General features: G+C 36.5%; 22 protein-coding genes. 14 read left to right on the top strand and 8 right to left on the bottom strand.

The window, feature by feature from the left end; all coding sequences use genetic code 11:
* Nucleotides 1–20: 20 nt before the first annotated feature.
* Nucleotides 21–401 carry a ribosomal maturation YjgA family protein gene (locus EG339_RS05835; protein WP_123869285.1) on the bottom strand — a complete coding sequence of 127 codons (381 nt, stop codon included), beginning with the start codon at nucleotides 399–401 and terminating at the stop codon, nucleotides 21–23.
* Between the two features lie 454 nt (nucleotides 402–855).
* Here EG339_RS05835 and EG339_RS05830 point away from each other — a divergent pair, with 454 nt between their 5' ends.
* The 3 genes from EG339_RS05830 (at nucleotide 856) to EG339_RS05825 (ending at nucleotide 1,461) form a co-directional block, all read left to right on the top strand.
* Entirely contained in the window at nucleotides 856–1,011 is a 156-nt protein-coding gene (locus EG339_RS05830) for a bacteriocin (RefSeq protein WP_123869284.1), read from the top strand.
* A gap of 79 nt (nucleotides 1,012–1,090) precedes the next feature.
* Nucleotides 1,091–1,252, top strand: a complete 162-nt coding sequence (locus EG339_RS24165; protein WP_164465409.1) for a hypothetical protein — start codon at nucleotides 1,091–1,093, stop codon at nucleotides 1,250–1,252.
* Nucleotides 1,253–1,296: 44 nt separating this feature from the next.
* A complete protein-coding gene (locus tag EG339_RS05825) occupies nucleotides 1,297–1,461 on the top strand; it encodes a bacteriocin (protein ID WP_123869283.1) in 165 nt (54 codons plus the stop codon).
* A 31-nt stretch (nucleotides 1,462–1,492) separates the two neighbouring features.
* Here EG339_RS05825 and mutS read toward each other — a convergent pair whose 3' ends face one another.
* Nucleotides 1,493–4,081 carry a DNA mismatch repair protein MutS gene (mutS, locus tag EG339_RS05820; RefSeq protein ID WP_123869282.1) on the bottom strand — a complete coding sequence of 863 codons (2,589 nt, stop codon included), beginning with the start codon at nucleotides 4,079–4,081 and terminating at the stop codon, nucleotides 1,493–1,495.
* Nucleotides 4,082–4,203: 122 nt separating this feature from the next.
* Here mutS and EG339_RS05815 point away from each other — a divergent pair, with 122 nt between their 5' ends.
* Nucleotides 4,204–4,734 carry a GNAT family N-acetyltransferase gene (locus tag EG339_RS05815; RefSeq protein WP_123869281.1) on the top strand — a complete coding sequence of 177 codons (531 nt, stop codon included), beginning with the start codon at nucleotides 4,204–4,206 and terminating at the stop codon, nucleotides 4,732–4,734.
* A 195-nt stretch (nucleotides 4,735–4,929) separates the two neighbouring features.
* On the opposite strand, the gene EG339_RS05810 is transcribed toward EG339_RS05815, so the two are convergent.
* Nucleotides 4,930–5,808: a cupin-like domain-containing protein gene (locus EG339_RS05810; protein WP_123869280.1), complete on the bottom strand. Its 879-nt coding sequence runs from the start codon at nucleotides 5,806–5,808 to the stop codon at nucleotides 4,930–4,932.
* 214 nt (nucleotides 5,809–6,022) lie between these two features.
* Here EG339_RS05810 and EG339_RS05805 point away from each other — a divergent pair, with 214 nt between their 5' ends.
* Nucleotides 6,023–6,919, top strand: a complete 897-nt coding sequence (locus EG339_RS05805; RefSeq protein ID WP_225717096.1) for a bestrophin family protein — start codon at nucleotides 6,023–6,025, stop codon at nucleotides 6,917–6,919.
* Between the two features lie 13 nt (nucleotides 6,920–6,932).
* On the opposite strand, the gene EG339_RS05800 is transcribed toward EG339_RS05805, so the two are convergent.
* Nucleotides 6,933–7,532, bottom strand: coding sequence for a hypothetical protein (locus EG339_RS05800; RefSeq protein WP_228459707.1), 600 nt, complete (start codon nucleotides 7,530–7,532; stop codon nucleotides 6,933–6,935).
* Between the two features lie 55 nt (nucleotides 7,533–7,587).
* Here EG339_RS05800 and EG339_RS05795 point away from each other — a divergent pair, with 55 nt between their 5' ends.
* From EG339_RS05795 to EG339_RS05755, 9 genes are all read left to right on the top strand, one after another.
* Complete coding sequence (locus EG339_RS05795) at nucleotides 7,588–8,208, top strand: toxin-antitoxin system YwqK family antitoxin (RefSeq protein WP_123869278.1); 621 nt, start codon at nucleotides 7,588–7,590, stop codon at nucleotides 8,206–8,208.
* 5 nt (nucleotides 8,209–8,213) lie between these two features.
* Nucleotides 8,214–8,744 (top strand): RNA methyltransferase, encoded by a 531-nt coding sequence (locus EG339_RS05790; RefSeq protein ID WP_123869277.1) that lies wholly within the window; start codon nucleotides 8,214–8,216, stop codon nucleotides 8,742–8,744.
* A gap of 186 nt (nucleotides 8,745–8,930) precedes the next feature.
* Nucleotides 8,931–9,584: a CBS domain-containing protein gene (locus EG339_RS05785; RefSeq protein WP_123869276.1), complete on the top strand. Its 654-nt coding sequence runs from the start codon at nucleotides 8,931–8,933 to the stop codon at nucleotides 9,582–9,584.
* 1 nt (nucleotide 9,585) lies between these two features.
* Nucleotides 9,586–10,452 (top strand): NAD kinase, encoded by an 867-nt coding sequence (locus tag EG339_RS05780; protein ID WP_123869275.1) that lies wholly within the window; start codon nucleotides 9,586–9,588, stop codon nucleotides 10,450–10,452.
* Nucleotides 10,453–10,521: 69 nt separating this feature from the next.
* A complete protein-coding gene (fbaA, locus tag EG339_RS05775) occupies nucleotides 10,522–11,592 on the top strand; it encodes a class II fructose-bisphosphate aldolase (protein WP_123869274.1) in 1,071 nt (356 codons plus the stop codon).
* Nucleotides 11,593–11,683: 91 nt separating this feature from the next.
* A complete protein-coding gene (gene accD, locus EG339_RS05770; RefSeq protein ID WP_123869273.1) occupies nucleotides 11,684–12,538 on the top strand; it encodes an acetyl-CoA carboxylase, carboxyltransferase subunit beta in 855 nt (284 codons plus the stop codon).
* Nucleotides 12,539–12,592: 54 nt separating this feature from the next.
* Complete coding sequence (locus tag EG339_RS05765) at nucleotides 12,593–13,102, top strand: DUF6973 domain-containing protein (RefSeq protein ID WP_123869272.1); 510 nt, start codon at nucleotides 12,593–12,595, stop codon at nucleotides 13,100–13,102.
* Nucleotides 13,103–13,432: 330 nt separating this feature from the next.
* Nucleotides 13,433–14,836 carry a nucleoside recognition domain-containing protein gene (locus EG339_RS05760; RefSeq protein WP_123869271.1) on the top strand — a complete coding sequence of 468 codons (1,404 nt, stop codon included), beginning with the start codon at nucleotides 13,433–13,435 and terminating at the stop codon, nucleotides 14,834–14,836.
* Between the two features lie 62 nt (nucleotides 14,837–14,898).
* A complete protein-coding gene (locus EG339_RS05755; protein WP_123869270.1) occupies nucleotides 14,899–15,291 on the top strand; it encodes a hypothetical protein in 393 nt (130 codons plus the stop codon).
* 17 nt (nucleotides 15,292–15,308) lie between these two features.
* Here EG339_RS05755 and EG339_RS05750 read toward each other — a convergent pair whose 3' ends face one another.
* The 4 genes from EG339_RS05750 to EG339_RS05735 form a co-directional block, all read right to left on the bottom strand.
* A complete protein-coding gene (locus EG339_RS05750) occupies nucleotides 15,309–16,199 on the bottom strand; it encodes a ferric siderophore ABC transporter substrate-binding protein (RefSeq protein ID WP_123869269.1) in 891 nt (296 codons plus the stop codon).
* A gap of 22 nt (nucleotides 16,200–16,221) precedes the next feature.
* Nucleotides 16,222–16,620 carry an ExbD/TolR family protein gene (locus tag EG339_RS05745; RefSeq protein ID WP_047095049.1) on the bottom strand — a complete coding sequence of 133 codons (399 nt, stop codon included), beginning with the start codon at nucleotides 16,618–16,620 and terminating at the stop codon, nucleotides 16,222–16,224.
* Nucleotides 16,621–16,632: 12 nt separating this feature from the next.
* A complete protein-coding gene (locus EG339_RS05740; protein ID WP_123869268.1) occupies nucleotides 16,633–17,337 on the bottom strand; it encodes a MotA/TolQ/ExbB proton channel family protein in 705 nt (234 codons plus the stop codon).
* Nucleotides 17,338–17,511: 174 nt separating this feature from the next.
* Nucleotides 17,512–17,973 carry a hypothetical protein gene (locus EG339_RS05735; RefSeq protein WP_123869267.1) on the bottom strand — a complete coding sequence of 154 codons (462 nt, stop codon included), beginning with the start codon at nucleotides 17,971–17,973 and terminating at the stop codon, nucleotides 17,512–17,514.
* Nucleotides 17,974–18,108 lie beyond the last annotated feature (135 nt).

Below are 18,108 nucleotides of genomic sequence, written 5' to 3'. Positions count from 1 at the left end.
CAGAAATTAAAAATCAGAGGTTAAGATTCCTCTTTTGTCACCTTTATAAAAAGATACAGCAGCAGACAGCCTGCTGCATAACACAGAATATCAATCCAGGAAAAAGAGTTTCCAATTACAATATACATCTGGCTTCCTTCCCGGAAGCCTATTTTTTCTGCGATATTAAAATACTGAGCCAACTCTACAAGACAGGAAAAAATTAAAATTCCAAGAATAAGTTTTTCATTATTTACCCTGAAAAAACTCTTTATGAGGGTATAGAGCAGCATGACAACAATAACATCTCCAAGGTATGCTCTTACAAAGAAAATATCTTTTAATTCTGTAGCAATAAGCACTTCAATAAGGAAAATAAAAACGGAAATAAGCAGATATTTCAGGCTAAATTGGAATTTCATGTTGATGTTTTTATTAAAAGTTCAGGCATAAAAAATCGGCATTCACTAAAACACCGATGCTTATTCTGGCAAATATATTATTTCTTTACTTTAATTGTACATCCAGTGGCAACAGTTTTTGTAGTCGTATTTTAGAACAGAAACTTCCGGTAGCAGAGCAGAATAAACTGTACTGAACAGAAAAACAACCAAGGTTTACAATAAATTCTTCAATTCCAAATGTAATAAACAATTGTAAAACAGAAACCTATTCGAATGACTCTCTCCGAAAATAAGAATAATATGAATTATTCTTTTGATAAGCATTAAATCTAATTAATAGATCTTTAGAACAGTATACCATATAAAAACTTAAGTATCTATTTTTTAAAATCTTATCACAATTTATTTTTCACAATCTATAGATTTATTTAAATAATTTTGTATATTTGAGTACAATCAAAACTAATTTATTATGAAAAAATCAAACATTCAAAAAAGAAAATTGACAAAAGATGAATTAAAAACAATTAACGGAGGAAGTGGCCCAACTTGTTTAATGGCCTGTTTTTGTAATATTGATGGGGAGATGACAATAGGGTCTTGTAATTCTAAAGGACAGTGCTGTTAATCATAATCAATAAAAATCAACGTGATCGGAGAAGAATCTTCGATCACTTTTATTAAAAATACAACCAAACTAAATTATTATGAAAAAAACAAACATTCAAAAAAAGAAACTTACTAAGAGAGAAATGAAAACAATTAACGGAGCAGGACCTATCTGCCCGCTGGTATTCAGTTGTTTTGACCGAAATACCGGAGAAGAAGTATATGGAGTCTACGGTATTCAGGATGGGCCTTGCTGTTAATACAGCTTAACCTACACCCAATAATCAAAACAAAATAAAAAAATATGAAAAAAACAATCATTCACAAAAAGAAGCTTACCAAAGCTGAGCTTAAAGAAATAAGCGGTGGCGCCATAGCCAACTGCGCAGAAGATCTATGCAAACTTAGAGGAGTAAGCAGCCATTTCATGATCATCGGTCCCAGAGGCAGAGACGGATATTGCTGTTAATTGTTAACCTATAAAAGAAAAAATGATTGGATTATCCTCCAATCATTTTTTTTATGGCGTTGAGCTTCATTAAAGCTTCAATGGGTGTTAAAGTATTGATATCTATTTTGGTAAGCTCTTCCCGGATATTCTCCAGAACCGGATCATCCAGCTGGAAGAAAGAAAGCTGCATATTTTCTTCGGTTACCCTTTTAATATTCTCTGAAGTTCCTCCCTCCTGGGTTCTGCTTGCCTCCAGAGTTTTAAGGATCTCATTGGCCCTGTTGATTACTTTAGCCGGCATACCCGCCAGTTTAGCCACATGAATACCAAAACTATGCTCACTGCCTCCCGGAACCAACTTTCTCATGAAGATAATATTCCCTTTGTTTTCCTGAATGGAGACATGGAAATTCTTCACTCTTTCAAAATTTACGGTCATTTCATTCAGTTCATGATAATGGGTGGCAAATAAGGTTTTTGCCTGTGTGGCGTGCTGGTGAAGATATTCTGCTATTGCCCATGCAATAGAGACTCCGTCATATGTGGAAGTTCCACGGCCAATTTCATCTAAAAGAATAAGGCTTCGCTCTGAAATATTATTCAGGATATTGGCCGCTTCATTCATTTCTACCATGAAAGTAGATTCTCCTGCGGAAATATTATCCGTTGCCCCTACCCTTGTAAAGATCTTATCCAGCAATCCGATCTCTGCATGTTTAGCAGGCACAAAACTTCCAATCTGAGCCAAAAGGCATACAATAGCCGTTTGACGCAAAATTGCAGATTTACCGGCCATATTGGGTCCTGTCACCATGATAATCTGCTGGGAATCTTTATCCAGGAAAATATCATTCGGAATATATTTTTCTCCTAACGGAAGGGCATTTTCAATGATTGGATGCCTTGCTTCTTTCAGATCAATGGCATAACCGTTATTCAGAATAGGTTTGGTATAGCTTTCTGACACAGCCAGTTCTGATAATCCTGCAGCAACATCAATCTGCGCAATAATATTGGAGTTCCCCTGAATCTGATCAATATAGACCATGGTTTCAGCACATACATTTCTGTATAGTTCACTTTCCAAAACGCCTATTTTTTCTTCAGCACCCAGGATCTGGTTTTCATACTCCTTTAATTCTTCGGTGATATATCGCTCGGCATTTACAAGGGTCTGTTTCCTCACCCAGTCCCCCGGAACTTTATCTTTATGGGTATTTCGGACTTCAATATAGTATCCGAAAACGTTATTAAAATCAATTTTAAGGCTGGTAATACCTGTTCTCTCAATTTCTCTCTGGCACATTTCATCCAAAAATCCACGGCCTTTGCTCTGAAGGTTTCTCAATCTGTCCAGTTCTTCAGAAACACCTTCTTTGATGACATTTCCTTTGGCAATACCTACCGGAAGTTCTTCATTAAGATGATTTTGCAGGAATTTTATCAGTTCGTCAAGATCAAACAGTGGCTCTAACCATGCCAATACATCTGCATGAGGATGTAATAATTCTTTAATCTTGTGAATATTAATAAGACTCTGACGGAGGTATCCCAATTCCTTAGGTGATATTTTTTCTGCAGCCAATTTTCCCATCAACCGGTCCAAATCGGAAATTGATTTTAAAAGTTGCCCTATTTCATATTTAAGATGATCGTTTTCGTTTAAAAAATCAATCAGGGAAAGCCTCCTGGAAATTTCATCTACCGATTTTAAAGGAAGAATAATCCTTCTCCTCAGTAACCTTCCTCCCATCGGAGTTGAGGTCTTATCAATAATATCCAACAGTGATTTTCCTTGCGGGTTGCTTGGATAAACGATCTCAAGATTTCTTAGGGTGAAATTATCCATCATCAGATAATCTTCCTGTGGGATAATCTGAAGTTTGGTGATATGGGAAAGCAGGTTATGATGAGTATCTTCTACAAGATATGCGAAAATAGCTCCAGCTGCTGTAATGGCTAACGGAAGGTTTTCCACTCCGAATCCCTTTAAGGAATTGGTATTAAAATGATTGGTTAATTTTTCGTAGGCAAAATTGTACTGAAAAGCCCAATCTTCTAATTTAAAAGCATTCTTATTTTTAATTTGCTCCGGAATCTGTACACTTCTCTGGAAAATAATTTCACTGGGGTCGAAGGTATTAACAATATGCAACAGCTTTTCAAGGTTACCCTCACTTACCAGAAACTCTCCGGTAGAGATATCAACCAAAGCAATTCCATATTTTTCTTTTTCCTTGTGCAGGGAAAGCAGGAAATTATTCTTTTTGGAGTTTAAAACCTGGTCATTGAAAGTCACTCCCGGAGTTACCAGTTCTGTAACCCCTCTCTTTACAATTCCTTTAACCATTTTAGGATCTTCCAGCTGGTCGCAGATAGCGACCCTCATTCCGGCTCTTACCAATTTTGGAAGATAAGAATCTATTGAATGATGCGGAAATCCTGCCAGCTCCACACTTCCTTCTCCGTTATTTCTTTTCGTAAGAACAATCCCCAAGATCTGAGAAGTCTTCACGGCATCCTGCCCAAAAGTTTCATAAAAGTCCCCTACTCTAAAAAGCAACAGCGCATCAGGGTATTTGCCCTTGATGGTATTGTACTGAGTCATTAACGGGGTTTCCTTCTTCGATTTTGCCATAGTAAAAAATGAACCCCAAATTTAAAAAAATAAATCCAGGGTTGCAGAATTGTTTCACGGTTATCCCTGAATAACTTTTCCCTATCAGGAATTAATCGTATTTTCACCCTAAAATCACATCCATGGAATTTCCTGTTTTAGAAACTGAAAGGCTTATTCTGCGCCAGCTTACCCTTAATGATACCCCAGACTTATTTGAATATTTTTCATTAGAAGAAGTTATGGAATATTATGATCTTGAAGCATTTAAATCTATCGAAGATGCACAACGCATCATTCAGCATTTCAACAGTGAATTTGAAAAAGGAAAAGGCTTCCGCTGGGCCTTGCAGCTAAAATCCAACGGTAAAGTGATTGGAACCTGTGGTTATCACAACTGGTACAGAGAACACTTCAGGGCAGAAATCGGATATGAGCTCAATCCCCTTTTCTGGAGGCAGACTTATATGAAAGAAGCTATTCTTCCTATTTTAACTTTCGGATTCGAAAGCATGAGACTGCACCGTGTGGATGCCTTTATTGATCCCGCCAACATTTCCTCTGAAAAACTTTTGAGTTCTGTAAATTTCCAGGAAGAGGGAACTCTCAGGGACTATTTTTTTGAGAAAGGAAAATTCGTGGATGCCAAAATCTTTGGGCTCATTAACAAGTAAGATGTATAATAAGGATGGAAGATGGAGGTTACTATTTTACAGAAGACTTCTACAGATCGCCTAAACATCTGCAAGTATATAAAAAGTTCTTCCTTCGTCAGAATAACAATGACGTAATGTTAGATATAAGAATTAATATTTTTTACGAATGGCTTAAATTGATTTTTCGCCAAAAATGACTTCCATCTTATCAGATTAATTCCCTTTATGCAAATGCTTTTCCAATGCTTCTGAGCTTTTTTTATAGGCCCATTTTTGCTTATAATTCACCCACTTAGCTTTAAACAGCTTACGCATAATCTTATCTGTATACCTCATGATAAAGACATGATACAACATATTGGCAAAGACATCAGGCTTATTGGGAAGAGCCCTCAATGAAAGTGAAAACCCAGGTTCAAGATACCTGTTGAAATGCCAGAATGCTCCCGGAATAAAAAGAGCATCACCATGTTCCATAAAAATTTCATACCCCTTTGCATATTTCAAAGCCGGAAATTTTTCGTAATCAGGATTTTCGTAATCTACATCATAGATGGTATGAACAGATAATGGTACTTTATATAAAAACGGTGACTGTTTCTGATCGAACAACAGAATTCTCTTTTTCCCTTCGAAATGGATGTGCATAAAATCGCCCAAATCTACATCATAATGCATTAGCACATGAGCTTCGCTCCCTCCAAAAAACAAGGTAGGAAGCCTTTTGAAGAACTTCATTCCCAGATCCGGATAGGTGAAATTTTTAAGCAGTTCCGGAAGCCGGTCTGTAATGATATAAAAGAAAATTCTAAGATCTGAAGGTCTGTTTTTTATCGTATCAATATAATCCTTCATCTTCATATGGGTTACCGGAGCATCAGAACTTTTAGCTGCATCAGCAGGCTTATTATCATACAGAGGAACCTCCTGATCTCCTGCCTTTTCACGGATATAGGCAAGATTCCATTTGTCAAAAGCATCCCACCGACTTGCAAAATTCTTGATTAAAAGAGGCTTCTGCTTTTTGAAATAATTCTTCTGAAAATCTTCTTTACTGATATCAGTTACTACATCTACGTTTTGGAGAATCATGTACTTTGTATTTAATGCGAAATAAAAATAGTGTTTTTTTGAACACTGCAAAAATTAAGATTAAAAGGGTTGGAAACTGGAAAGTTACTATTTGCCTGAAAACTTCTATACATTATTCAATAAAGGATTTATGTAAATTTAAAGCTCCCTCTTAGAGATCTAACCTTCAGACTTCCCTCTTTATTAGCAAAGCTCAAATGAAAAATTTATATTTGTGATATTAAGCGAATTTATGAGAGTCTACAACACAAAACATTTCATTAAAATCCTTTTCAGTTTACACAAAAGCGACACCCTGAAGATTCTTTTCCCAAGTATGGTTCTGGTAGGATTATATTCCTGGGGAATTCAATATCTGGAAGTGGAATACCTTCATCTTACTACAAAATCAGGAATAAGTAATGTGGGAATGATTCACTCTCTTTTGGGGTTTGTGCTCTCTCTTTTATTGGTTTTCAGGACCAATACAGCTTATGACAGGTGGTGGGAAGGAAGAAAACTGTGGGGGAAACTGGTGAATGATACTAGAAATTTAGCCATAAAAATCAATACTGTTCTTGGAGATAACCGTCAGGATGCAGAACAGGTTTCAAGATATCTCAAATACTTTCCTCACTTCTTAGCCAAGCATCTTTCTAAAGAATCAACCCGGCTGGCTTTAGATGAAGATTATTCAGAAATTGAAAAATCTTTGAAAAATCATGGTCCAAGTGAGATTATTATCCTTTTAAGCCATAAACTGAATCAGTTGAAAAAAGAAGGCAAAATTTCAGAGATTGAAATGCTCTATCTGGATACTCAGCTTTCAGGATTCCTGGAAGTATGTGGCGGATGCGAACGGATTAAGAATACACCTATTCCTTATTCTTATTCATCGTTCATTAAGAAATTCATCATTCTTTATGTATTTGCCCTTCCCATTGCTTATGTAATTACAATAGGCCTTTTTATGATCCCGCTTACGGTATTTGTATATTATGTACTGATGAGCCTTGAACTGATCGCAGAAGAGATTGAAGACCCTTTCAACAATGACGAAAATGATATACCGATGGAAACCATAGCCCAGAATATTGAAAAAAATGTTCATCAGATTATGGGTAAAAAATAAAGAAATCAACCTTTTAAAGGCTGATTTCTTTTAGTTCTCCGTCCTGTTTAATTTCTACAAATTTACTTTCCCTGTTTGCTGCATCATAGCCATAAAAAAAGGTGGAATAAATTGGTGATGAATACAGATAATTCCCAAAACCATTATAGGTATCTGTTGTTCCGGTTTGTTGCTGATAGCTTCCTGTTGCCGTAAAATTCACAATGGTCTCAAGATAGTATTTACCGGGTTTCAGTTTTTCAAACTTGAATCTGCCATAGTCATCTGTTAAAGCTTCTACTCTATACTTAAAAGCCTCTTCAGACATATAAACAGTAGTTTTTTTGTTCTCATACTTTTTCCTCATATTATAAAATTCTTCAAAATAAGGTGTTACAGGAAAAAGCATAACAACAGTTCCTTTAGGTGCATAATGCTTCTGTCCAAGCAAAGGTTTTATTCCCCAATTATTTTTTTGTTTGGTAGAAGCTACCCCTTCAATAGTTGAATTTCCAAAAGCAAGCATATCACGGGCTAATTTTTTATCAAAAAAGGCTTGCGGATAATATGTGTTCTGCGCCTGTGCATTAATAAATGCAACCATCAGTATGAATAAAGTGAATAATTTTTTCATAGTATATTTTTGAATCAAATATAAGTATTTTACTATTTTTGAAATAAAAATAGCTATGAAATACATTTTTCTATTGTTTTTTTCTTTTTCATTCATGGGGACTGCTCAGAAGCCTTGTGGATATAAGGATGGATTGCAGGAAGGAAGCTGCAAAGAATTCTATGAGAATGGACAGGTAAAAAATACCATTGAATGGAAGAAAGGAAAAAAAGAAGGTGATGCTGTTTTTTATCACGACAACGGAAAACTCAATGCAAAGGGAGAGTTCAGGAAAGATTTCAAGGTAAAAGAATGGGTTTACTATGATAAAAATGGAGTTCTTACGGCTAAAGAAATTTATAGAAATGGAGATAAAAATGTTTATGACAACAGTTTTACAGCCACTTTTTATTCTCCCAAAGGAGTTATAGAAGAAGTTTCCAATTATAAATTCGCAAAACTGAACGGAGAGACCAAACTTTACCATGAAGACGGAAAATCTGTAAAACAGATAGGGCAATATGATAATGGTCTTGCCACAGGAAAATGGAAAGTATTTTATCCGTCAGGCAAATTACAGCGTGAAACAGAATTTGTTAATGACAAATGGAATGGCAACAGAATCCATTACCGCGAAGACGGAAGCATTGAAAAAACAGAGGTCTATAAAGACGGAAAATTAATCTCAACAAAATAATACAATTGGTACAGAAACTAAAACTGGAGGAACTTAACAGAATAGATGTAGAAACATTTAAGAAAGTTGAAAAAATTCCGTTGGTCATCATTTTAGATAATATCAGAAGTATGCACAACGTAGGTGCAGCTTTCAGAACGGCAGATGCCTTTTTAATTGAAAAAATAATCCTCTGCGGAATTACCCCGCAGCCTCCTCACCGCGAAATCCATAAAGCAGCATTAGGAGCTACGGAAAGTGTAGACTGGTCTCACGAGGAAGATACCAACAATGCTATTTCTGATCTGAAAAGCAAAGGATATGAAATTATAGGAATTGAACAGACTACCGGCAGCCAGATGATCACAGATTTCACAATAGATAAGTCAAAAAAATATGCTTTGATTTTAGGAAATGAAGTGGAAGGAATCAGTGATGAAGTATTACCTAATGTGGATGTATTTTTAGAAATCCCACAGCTTGGAACCAAGCATTCTCTTAACGTTAGTGTATGCGGCGGAATTGTGATGTGGGAGTTCGCAAAGGCCCTAAAATAAAAAAACTGCATATGTCATAGCAGACAGTGCAGTTTGAAATAAATCTAATAAAAAGTAAAAATGAAAGGCGACAAAGGTACTTTTTTTTTCTTTACAAACAAATTTTGACGGCACTTTTTTTGTTCTAACTTAAAAAAAGTAGTGTTTTCAGAAACAGTTTCGTTTAATTTTTTATAAATTAGCACAATGTTTATCAAGGACTATATCTCAAAAGATTTCCCATGTTTTAGCCTGTCGGACTCTATAGAGTCGGCCAGAAATACATTGGAAGACTTCGGATATTCTCATATTTTCATCAAAAAATCCCACCATTTTTACGGAGCCCTTGCCAAGGACTTTTTATATGAAGAGGATGGTGGCACACTGAAGGAACTTGAGCATCAGATTGAAAGATTTGCCATTCTGGATGACAATAATATTATGGATAGTATCCGCCTGTTCTATACATTCAATACTAATGTGATTCCGGTGATTAACAAGAATGAAAAGTATCTGGGATATATTACCTGTGATGATATTTTTCAGGACCTTTCCCGTTATCCGCTGTTTTCAGAAACAGGAGCTATCCTTACCGTAGAAACTCCTGCCAGAAAGTACTCCATGACGGAAATCGCCAATATTGTAGAAAGCAATAACTCGAAATTTTATGGTGGATTCATTAGCTTTATGTCTGATGAGGTAATTCATATTACCATCAAGATCAGTAATGAAAATTTAGCCTCGATAGATTCAACTTTTGACCGGTATGATTACAGAATTGTTGAGAAATACTATTCTGATGAGAAATCCGATCTTTTTAAAGACCGGTTCGGTTTTTTCCAAAAATTTATAGAAATATAACATGAAGGCAGCCATATATTCTCAGAAAAAAGATCTTGATACTTTTTTATATTTAAGCAAGTTTATCTCTGAACTTGAAACCAGAGGTGTAAAATCTGTTCTGTATGATGAAATGGCTGAAGCACTTCAGTTTTCGAAAATTTTCGAAACATTCAATAATAAACAGGACCTTTTAGATAAAGAAGTGGATCTTTTCTTCACTTTCGGCGGAGACGGAACCATTGTAAATTCACTTACATTTATTGAGGATCTTGAGATTCCTGTAGTTGGTGTAAACACCGGAAGACTTGGGTTTCTGGCCTTCTTTACCAAAGAAGAAGCCTTTAAGGAACTTGATTCTATCTTAAAAGGAGACGTAAAAACAAGCCGCCGTTCGGTCATTGAAGTAGTCTCTCCTAATCTGGAAGGATTTTTCCCTTATGCCTTGAATGATGTAACCATTTCAAGAAAGGAGACAACCTCTATGATTACGATAGACTCTTATATTAACAACGAGTTTTTGAATATATTCTGGGGTGATGGAGTTATTATCTCCACACCTACCGGTTCCACCGCTTACTCTTTAAGTTGTGGCGGGCCTATTATTTCTCCCAATAACGAAAACTTTGTTATCACCCCTATCGCTCCTCACAATCTGAATGTAAGACCTTTAGTGGTAAATGACAAAGTGGAGATTAAGCTCAGGGTGGAAAGCAGAGTACCACAATACTCATTGTCTTTAGACTCCAGGCTGATCCATATTGAGACCGATAAGGAAATTATCATCAGAAAAGCAGGTTTTCAGCTTCTTCTGGTACAGCCCAACAATCTGAGTTTCTACGAAACCATCCGTCAGAAGCTACTTTGGGGACGAGATAAAAGAAATTAATGATTTCTTAAAAATGATTACCTTTACACGAAATTAAACACCTAATAATTTTATAATAAAAAGTAAAACATGAGCAGAATTTTTCCGGCAGGAGTTGCCACAGGTCAGTTAGTTACTGATATCTTTCAGTATGCTAAAGAAAACAAATTTGCATTGCCTGCAGTAAACGTAATTGGATCAAGCAACGTAAACGCTACGATGGAAACTGCAGCGAAATTAAACTCTCCTGTAATTATTCAGTTTTCAAATGGTGGAGCTGCTTTCAATGCAGGGAAAGGATTAAGCAATGACGGACAAAAGTCTGCAATCTTAGGAGCTATCGCTGGAGCAAAGCACATTCACACTCTTGCAGAAGCTTACGGAGCAACAGTAATTCTTCACACAGACCACTGTGCAAAGAAATTATTGCCTTGGATCGATGGATTAATGGATGCTAATGAAGATTTCTTCAAGCAGACAGGGAAATCTCTTTATTCTTCTCATATGTTAGACCTTTCTGAAGAATCTTTAGAAGAAAACCTTGAGATTTCAGCTAAATACTTCGAAAGAATGGCTAAACTTCAGATGACTCTTGAAGTAGAGATCGGAGTAACTGGTGGTGAGGAAGACGGTGTTGACAACTCAGACGTTGATAACTCTAAATTATATACTCAGCCTGAAGATGTAGCTTATACTTATGAAAAATTAAAAGCTATTTCTGATAACTTTACAATTGCGGCAGCGTTTGGTAACGTACACGGAGTTTACAAGCCAGGAAACGTAGTTCTTACTCCAAAAATCCTTGACAACTCTCAGAAATATGTTCAGGAGAAATTCGGAACTGCAGCTAAACCAATTAACTTTGTATTCCACGGAGGTTCAGGATCTACTCTGGAAGAAATCAGAGAGGCAATTGACTACGGAGTAATCAAAATGAATATTGATACTGACCTTCAGTTTGCATACACAGAAGGCATTAGAGATTATATGGTTAACAATGTTGATTATTTAAGATCTCAAATCGGAAACCCTGAAGGAGAAGAAAAACCTAACAAGAAATTCTATGACCCAAGAGTATGGGTAAGAAAAGGTGAAGAAACTTTCTCTACAAGATTAGTAAAAGCATTTGAAGATTTAAATAACGTAAATACTTTAAAATAAGAACTGTACATTTGTATCAATGTAAAAAGTATTCCTAAAAGAGTACATTTACATTGATACATTTTACATTTATACATTAATACAATTAAAAATGGCATTCGACTGGTTTAAAAGAAAAGCAAAAAACATTACCACCTCTACTGATGAGAAAAAGGACGTTCCCAAAGGTCTATGGCATCAGACTCCATCAGGAAAAGTTGTGGAACATGATGAATTAAAGAGAAATAACTACGTTTCTCCTGAAGATGGATTTCATGTGAGAATAGGAAGTGCGGAATTTTTTGACATCCTTTTTGACGGTGGTAAATTTACCGAACTGGATGCCAATGTTGAAAGTATTGATATCTTAAACTTTAAGGATACGAAACCTTACAAGGACCGTTTAAAAGAAGTAAAAGCTAAAACTAAACTTACAGATTCCATCAGAAACGCTGTAGGAACAGTAAAAGGAACTGAAATGGTAGTTTCTTGTATGGATTTCGCTTTTATTGGAGGATCTTTAGGCTCTGTAATGGGGGAAAAAATCAGAAGAGCTGTAGATTACTGTATCAAGCATAAACTTCCGTATATGATTATCTGTCAGTCCGGAGGTGCGAGAATGCAGGAAGCTACTTATTCTTTGATGCAGTTGGCTAAAGTACAGGCTAAATTAGCTCAGCTTTCAGAAGCAGGTCTTTTATACATCGCTTACCTTTGTGACCCAACTTTTGGTGGAATTACAGCATCTTTCGCGATGACTGCTGATATCATTATGGCTGAACCTGGGGCATTAATCGGTTTTGCAGGACCAAGAGTAATCCGTGAAACTATCGGTAGAGACTTACCGGAAGGGTTCCAGACCTCCGAATTCTTACAGGAAAAAGGATTTGTTGACTTTATTGTAAAAAGAACTGAAATTCAGGATACGGTTGCTAAAACAGTTAACTTATTAGCTGCAAAAGCATAATTTCTGTAACAAAAACAATACAATCTCTCTCTAATTAGGGAGAGATTTTCATTTATGAGGACTTTTAAAATATTTTTCAATACCATCCGGAGTATGAGTTTTAAGAAGATCATGCGTCTTCTATCACTTGTTCTCCCCCATCCTCTTTTTGCCATACTCAGCTTTCACGCTACTGTTAAAGCATTCGCCATCGCACAGGCAAAATTCCCCGAAACAGCATCTAACAATGGTATAGGAAACGCTTTCAGGCATGCTTTATGGTGCTGCTTTATCATGATGTACTGCTGCAAAATTTCCTCTCCTAAAAAAGCACTGGATTTCTGTAAAAGAATGACAGATCTGCATGAAGAGCTGTTTCCCAACCAACCCCTGGAAACCAAGATGGATCTTCACAACAATAAGTTCGGAATGGATTATTTTATGGAGCTTTTACCCGGAATTCACCGCCAATTCTTTGAAAAAAGCTTTTTTGTAGATGGATTGATTAAAAAAATGGACGATGCAAAAGTGCTGAAAAGCCTGGATGATGATTTTGAGGGGCACCTTGTTTATCTTGAAGAATAATTCTTTTCATTCAAACGTTAGGAATACGCAAAGAATTTAAACGCTTTACACATATTTTTCCGTTTGCAAAGCCATTTCATTCAGCAAAAGGCTCCACCAATACACCCTGCTGAGTGCTAACGTGGCTACGAACGGAAAAATCTACATCTCTCTATAAAATCTTTGTGAACATAGCGTTAAAATAAACCAACATAAAAAAGATAAAATCAAAGGTTTTCAAAAACTTAAATACTCTTATCAGTAACACGACAGAAATTTAGTTGTTTAATTCTTTTGTGACCTTTGCAGTTTAAAGTATTTTTGATAAGTTTAAACAATTAAATCAATCGAATGGTTCTCAGCAGAATTTGGTCGGCATTTATTATCATTGCCATTACCATTGCCAGTATAAAATACATTTCATCAAGCCATTACAAGACCATTTTCAACGATATGGTGGTTGGGAAAGGTGGTGATACCGTGAAGATCGCCACTCAACCTATGAATGCACTGTCCCCAATCGTGAGGGATAGCCTGATGAAAAAAAATGATTTTGCTGACAGCAGAATTCACTATAAAACAGATTCTTTAAAGCAAAATGTAAAAGTTTACCGTGTTCAGGAAGCTGATGGGGCTATTGGAACTTCAGAAACCGCCGTAAAAATATGCCTGGGATTAATTGGAATTATGACCCTTTTCATGGGATTCATGAGTATTGCTGAAAAAGCAGGCGGAATTAACCTTTTAAGTAGGTTTATTCAACCATTCTTTTCTAAATTATTTCCTGACATTCCTAAAAATCACCCGGCATTTGGGCATATGCTGATGAATTTCAGTGCCAACCTCCTTGGATTGGATAATGCCGCCACTCCCTTCGGATTAAAAGCAATGGAAAGTCTCCAGACTTTAAATCCTAATAAAGATACTGCCAGTAATTCACAGATTATGTTTCTGTGTCTTCACGCAGGTGGAATGACGCTTATTCCCGTATCTATTATTGCGATCCGGGCTTCAATGGGATCCAAGACTCCTACTGATATCTTTCTGCCCTGTATGATTGCTACTTTTGCTGCAACCCTGGCTGCTATGATTATTGTTTCTTTGTACCAGAAGATCAATCTCCTTCGCCCGGTAGTTATTGCATATGTTGGAGGAATTTCAGCAGTAATCGGTTTACTGGTTGTCTATCTTGTACAACTTAGCAAAGACGAACTTGATGATTTCAGTAAAATATTGAGTAACGGGCTTATTCTCTTTATTTTCCTGGCTATTGTACTTGGAGCTGTTTATAAAAAGATAAACGTTTTTGATGCCTTTATTGAAGGCGCTAAAGAAGGATTTACTACCTGCGTAAAGATTATTCCTTACCTGGTTGGAATGCTGATCGCTATTTCCCTTCTAAGAACTTCCGGAGTTTTTGATGTTATCATTGACGGAATGAAATGGGTTGCCAATGCTGCCAGCCTGGATCCAAGGTTTGTGGACGGACTTCCTACAGCACTCATCAAACCTTTATCTGGATCAGGAGCAAGGGGAATGATGGTAGATACCATGGCGACTTTCGGAGCAGACAGTTTCCAGGGGAAATTAGCAGCAGTTCTTCAGGGAAGCTCAGATACTACATTTTACGTGATTGCAGTGTATTTTGGTGCTGTAGCCATTAAGAATACAAGATATACGGTAATTGCTATGCTTTTGGCGGATCTGGTAGGTATTATTACTTCTATTGCGTTGGCTTACTTATTTTTTGCTTAATTAAGACGGATTACTCGTTGATCAGACAACTTTAAACATTAAACCAAAAACCTTAAACCATTATGATTACAGATAAAGAATTTACCCTACGGCTTATCCGCCAGTTAACACAGGCATTAGAAAAATTGATCCTGGATAAGCCGGAAGAGAGTTTAATGCAGAAAGAGCTGGATTTTGATACTCTGATGAGAGATATTTTCAAAATGAACTTTACGGAAGTATCTTCCATGACAAAAGAAGAAATGATTACTCTCGTTAATGAAAGACAGGAAAGAGACCGTAAAGACTATTATGAAATGCTTGGAAACCTTTTCTACTTTAAAAGCAGAGAAGAGCAGAATAAAGACTTTCAGGATAAAGCCAAAACATTCTATGAATTGTATCTTCAGACCAGCGGAATCTTTGCCTTACCAATTATTAACAGAATCAACGAATTAAAAAAAGCACTTGAATAAAGTGCTTTTTGTATTTTTTAGAATGTGATTTTATAAGTTCCGGTAGAGGATACACTTGCTTTTTCAGCTTTAACATATTTCTTCACCCAGGCAACGGATGTAGATGCCACACAAGGATCTGAAATTCCGCCAGTCCTTCTTGCCGACACCACATTTCCTGCTTTATCAACCGTATAGGAAATGGTTATAGATCCACTGGCTGTGCAACTGTGAGAGGGTTGCGCTCCTCCTCTTCCCATCGTCCCTGGAATATACCCTACGAGTTTCCTGTCGATTCCTACTTTACTATCACCGTTACCTTCTCCTCCTAATGGATCCCCTGCGTTTCCGGGGCCATTTCCATCACCCTGTCCGCCGGGTTTCTGTCCTTTCCCGCCTAGAAACTTACCAATAGCTGCATTTCCTTGCCCGTCACCGTTCCCGGTTTTTGAATTGGCCTTAACAGCTCCTGATTTTTTAGTATTTTTAGCAGTACTTGTACTTGCAGCTTCCTTTTTTTCTGATTTTTTAGATTCTTCTTTTTTAGCAACCGTATTCTTTGAATTATTTCCGGTAATCACTTTTTCCTTAGCCTCAACTTTCTTTGGATCAGGTTTAACAACAGGTTCAGGCTTTACTTCGGTTTTAGTTTCAGGTACAGGAACTTCTACGGGTTCTGGTGTTACCACTTCTGTTTCAGCCGCTAAGCTTCCCGGTTGTTCTGCAGGTTCCTCCGCACCGTTTCCGTTTCTATTGTCTCCGAAGTTCACCAGCATAGTGGTTACAACTTCGGGTTCTTTATCCAGTTCGGGTTTTAATTTATAGTAGAAAACAAAAAGCAGAATAGCAGCCCAAATCAGGATAGAAAGCAACGCACTTTTTACCCTGTCCCGGTTTTCTTCATTTTTGTTTGCAGTATAGCTTCTCATCTTTAAAAATGACTCTTAGCATTTATTTATCCTTAACAGTTGCTATAGCAATGTTAAATTTATGTTTTTCGGCGATTTCCATTACGAAAACCACATCTTTATGCATGGTGTTTTCATCAGCTCTGATCGTGAAAGATTTATTGGTCTGCCCATTTAATTTATCTGTAATGATCTGCTCCAGTTCTCCTTTATTTACCGGATTATCATCCACAAAATAAGATCCGTCTGGCTTAATGCTTACAATAACAGGATTTGGAATATTATCTTCAACAGCTCCGGCTTTCGGAAGATTCACCTCTATGGCACTCTGATTTGCCGCTGAGGAGGTAATCATAAAGAATATCAGCATCAACAGGATAACGTCTGTCATCGCTGCTAAACTGAATTCCGGATTGGCTTTATTTCTTCTCTGAATTTTCATCTTAAGAAAGATTTATAAAGGTTTGTTGATTAGATCTAAAAATTCTCCTGACATATTCTGAGCCTTCAATACAAACTTATCAATCCTTGTTAAAAGAATATTGTAGCAGAAGTTAGCAGGAATGGCCACTGCAAGACCTACTGCGGTTTGCCCTAAAGCGGTATAAATACCTTCTGAAAGAGTTTTTGGAGAGAATGATCCAGTTGCATGGGAAAGGTTAAAGAATGCAATAATCATCCCTATTACAGTTCCCAAAAGCCCCAGCATTGGTGCGATACTCGGTACTACCGCCAGGAGGTTCAGGTTTTTCTCCATATTGGCAACCTCTACCTGCGCCTGAGCTTCCATTGCGCTTACGATATCAGAAACAGGGCGTCCTAATCTTGAGATCCCTTTTTCAAGAATTCTTCCTTCCGGAGAGTTCTGTGTTTTGCAATAATCAGCTGCTGCTTCTATTTTTCCCTCTCTAATAAAGTCCTCAATATTGTTCATGAAGTTAGAATCTGTCTTTGAGGTAAGCCTTTTAATAAAGAAAAATCTTTCAAAAAACAGATACAGGGAAAATACTCCCAACAGCAATACGGTAACCATCACTATTTTAGCGAAGGCTCCTCCGTGGAACATGATCTTCCAGAATGAAAATTCTAAATTGTCTGCGGCAACTGCAGGGGTTGTGATTTGTGCAAATAAAATCTGAGAAAGTTCCGTTAACAGCATTAAATGTGAATTTTATTAAAGTTTCAACGACAAATGTAGTGGAATATTATGAATTGATATCTTAAAAATTGCTTAAAAACAACTTAAAGTTTGTTATGATTTATAAACAGCAAATTTCTTTCCAAAAGAAATTTTGAAAAGAAATTGGTATTAATAAAGAATGATGAATAACGTTTAGTCTTCGTCTACTTCAATGTCATCCTGCTTGAATTCGCATTTTAGCCTAAAAGGAATCGGAGTATCTGATCCGGTATAGAAATCATCAATGGTTCCCTTCCATATCACCTGGAGTTCTCCTTCTTCATTTTTCTCGAACAGAAGCTCATTGTCATAGATATAAGCCTCTTCATCATCAAAAAGGTCTACCTCTGTATAGGTTTCTTCGTCAGAATCATTGATTTTGATTGTTTTTCCTTCTATTTCCGCAGAATCGATAGGGAAATCGAAGACCTCAAGTGAAAGCTGCGGAAAGTTGTACTGTAATGAATCATCATCTACATGATCCAAACTGTCATCCGTAATAATTTCAACCTCTAAAAAATGTTGCTGGTTGCTGTAAACTGCTTTACAATAAGTATTTCTGATATTGTATTTTAGCGTTTCGTCCGGATGGTAAATTTTTAAAATCCCTTTCATTTTTTCTTAAAAAAGAACTGTAATAATATGATTGTTAAACGTTTTAGACAAAGATAAAAAATTGATTTAATGTGAAAAGGATTTTGAATATTATTTTTTAAAATCAATTCATACAATGGTATGAATATCCCAATA

The sequence above is a fragment of the Chryseobacterium bernardetii genome (assembly GCF_003815975.1).
GTDB lineage: Bacteria > Bacteroidota > Bacteroidia > Flavobacteriales > Weeksellaceae > Chryseobacterium > Chryseobacterium bernardetii.
Note: the sequence above shows the minus strand (reverse complement) of the source record. Positions and strands in the feature narration are given on the sequence as shown.

Coding starts and splice junctions, on each gene's coding strand:
- EG339_RS05835 (WP_123869285.1), bottom strand. CDS start 401: ATGAAATTCCAATTTAGCCTGAAATATCTGCTTATTTCCGTTTTTATT.
- EG339_RS05830 (WP_123869284.1), top strand. CDS start 856: ATGAAAAAATCAAACATTCAAAAAAGAAAATTGACAAAAGATGAATTA.
- EG339_RS24165 (WP_164465409.1), top strand. CDS start 1,091: ATGAAAAAAACAAACATTCAAAAAAAGAAACTTACTAAGAGAGAAATG.
- EG339_RS05825 (WP_123869283.1), top strand. CDS start 1,297: ATGAAAAAAACAATCATTCACAAAAAGAAGCTTACCAAAGCTGAGCTT.
- mutS (WP_123869282.1), bottom strand. CDS start 4,081: ATGGCAAAATCGAAGAAGGAAACCCCGTTAATGACTCAGTACAATACC.
- EG339_RS05815 (WP_123869281.1), top strand. CDS start 4,204: ATGGAATTTCCTGTTTTAGAAACTGAAAGGCTTATTCTGCGCCAGCTT.
- EG339_RS05810 (WP_123869280.1), bottom strand. CDS start 5,808: ATGATTCTCCAAAACGTAGATGTAGTAACTGATATCAGTAAAGAAGAT.
- EG339_RS05800 (WP_228459707.1), bottom strand. CDS start 7,532: ATGAAAAAATTATTCACTTTATTCATACTGATGGTTGCATTTATTAAT.
- EG339_RS05795 (WP_123869278.1), top strand. CDS start 7,588: ATGAAATACATTTTTCTATTGTTTTTTTCTTTTTCATTCATGGGGACT.
- EG339_RS05785 (WP_123869276.1), top strand. CDS start 8,931: ATGTTTATCAAGGACTATATCTCAAAAGATTTCCCATGTTTTAGCCTG.
- EG339_RS05780 (WP_123869275.1), top strand. CDS start 9,586: ATGAAGGCAGCCATATATTCTCAGAAAAAAGATCTTGATACTTTTTTA.
- fbaA (WP_123869274.1), top strand. CDS start 10,522: ATGAGCAGAATTTTTCCGGCAGGAGTTGCCACAGGTCAGTTAGTTACT.
- accD (WP_123869273.1), top strand. CDS start 11,684: ATGGCATTCGACTGGTTTAAAAGAAAAGCAAAAAACATTACCACCTCT.
- EG339_RS05765 (WP_123869272.1), top strand. CDS start 12,593: ATGAGGACTTTTAAAATATTTTTCAATACCATCCGGAGTATGAGTTTT.
- EG339_RS05760 (WP_123869271.1), top strand. CDS start 13,433: ATGGTTCTCAGCAGAATTTGGTCGGCATTTATTATCATTGCCATTACC.
- EG339_RS05755 (WP_123869270.1), top strand. CDS start 14,899: ATGATTACAGATAAAGAATTTACCCTACGGCTTATCCGCCAGTTAACA.
- EG339_RS05750 (WP_123869269.1), bottom strand. CDS start 16,199: ATGAGAAGCTATACTGCAAACAAAAATGAAGAAAACCGGGACAGGGTA.
- EG339_RS05745 (WP_047095049.1), bottom strand. CDS start 16,620: ATGAAAATTCAGAGAAGAAATAAAGCCAATCCGGAATTCAGTTTAGCA.
- EG339_RS05740 (WP_123869268.1), bottom strand. CDS start 17,337: ATGCTGTTAACGGAACTTTCTCAGATTTTATTTGCACAAATCACAACC.
- EG339_RS05735 (WP_123869267.1), bottom strand. CDS start 17,973: ATGAAAGGGATTTTAAAAATTTACCATCCGGACGAAACGCTAAAATAC.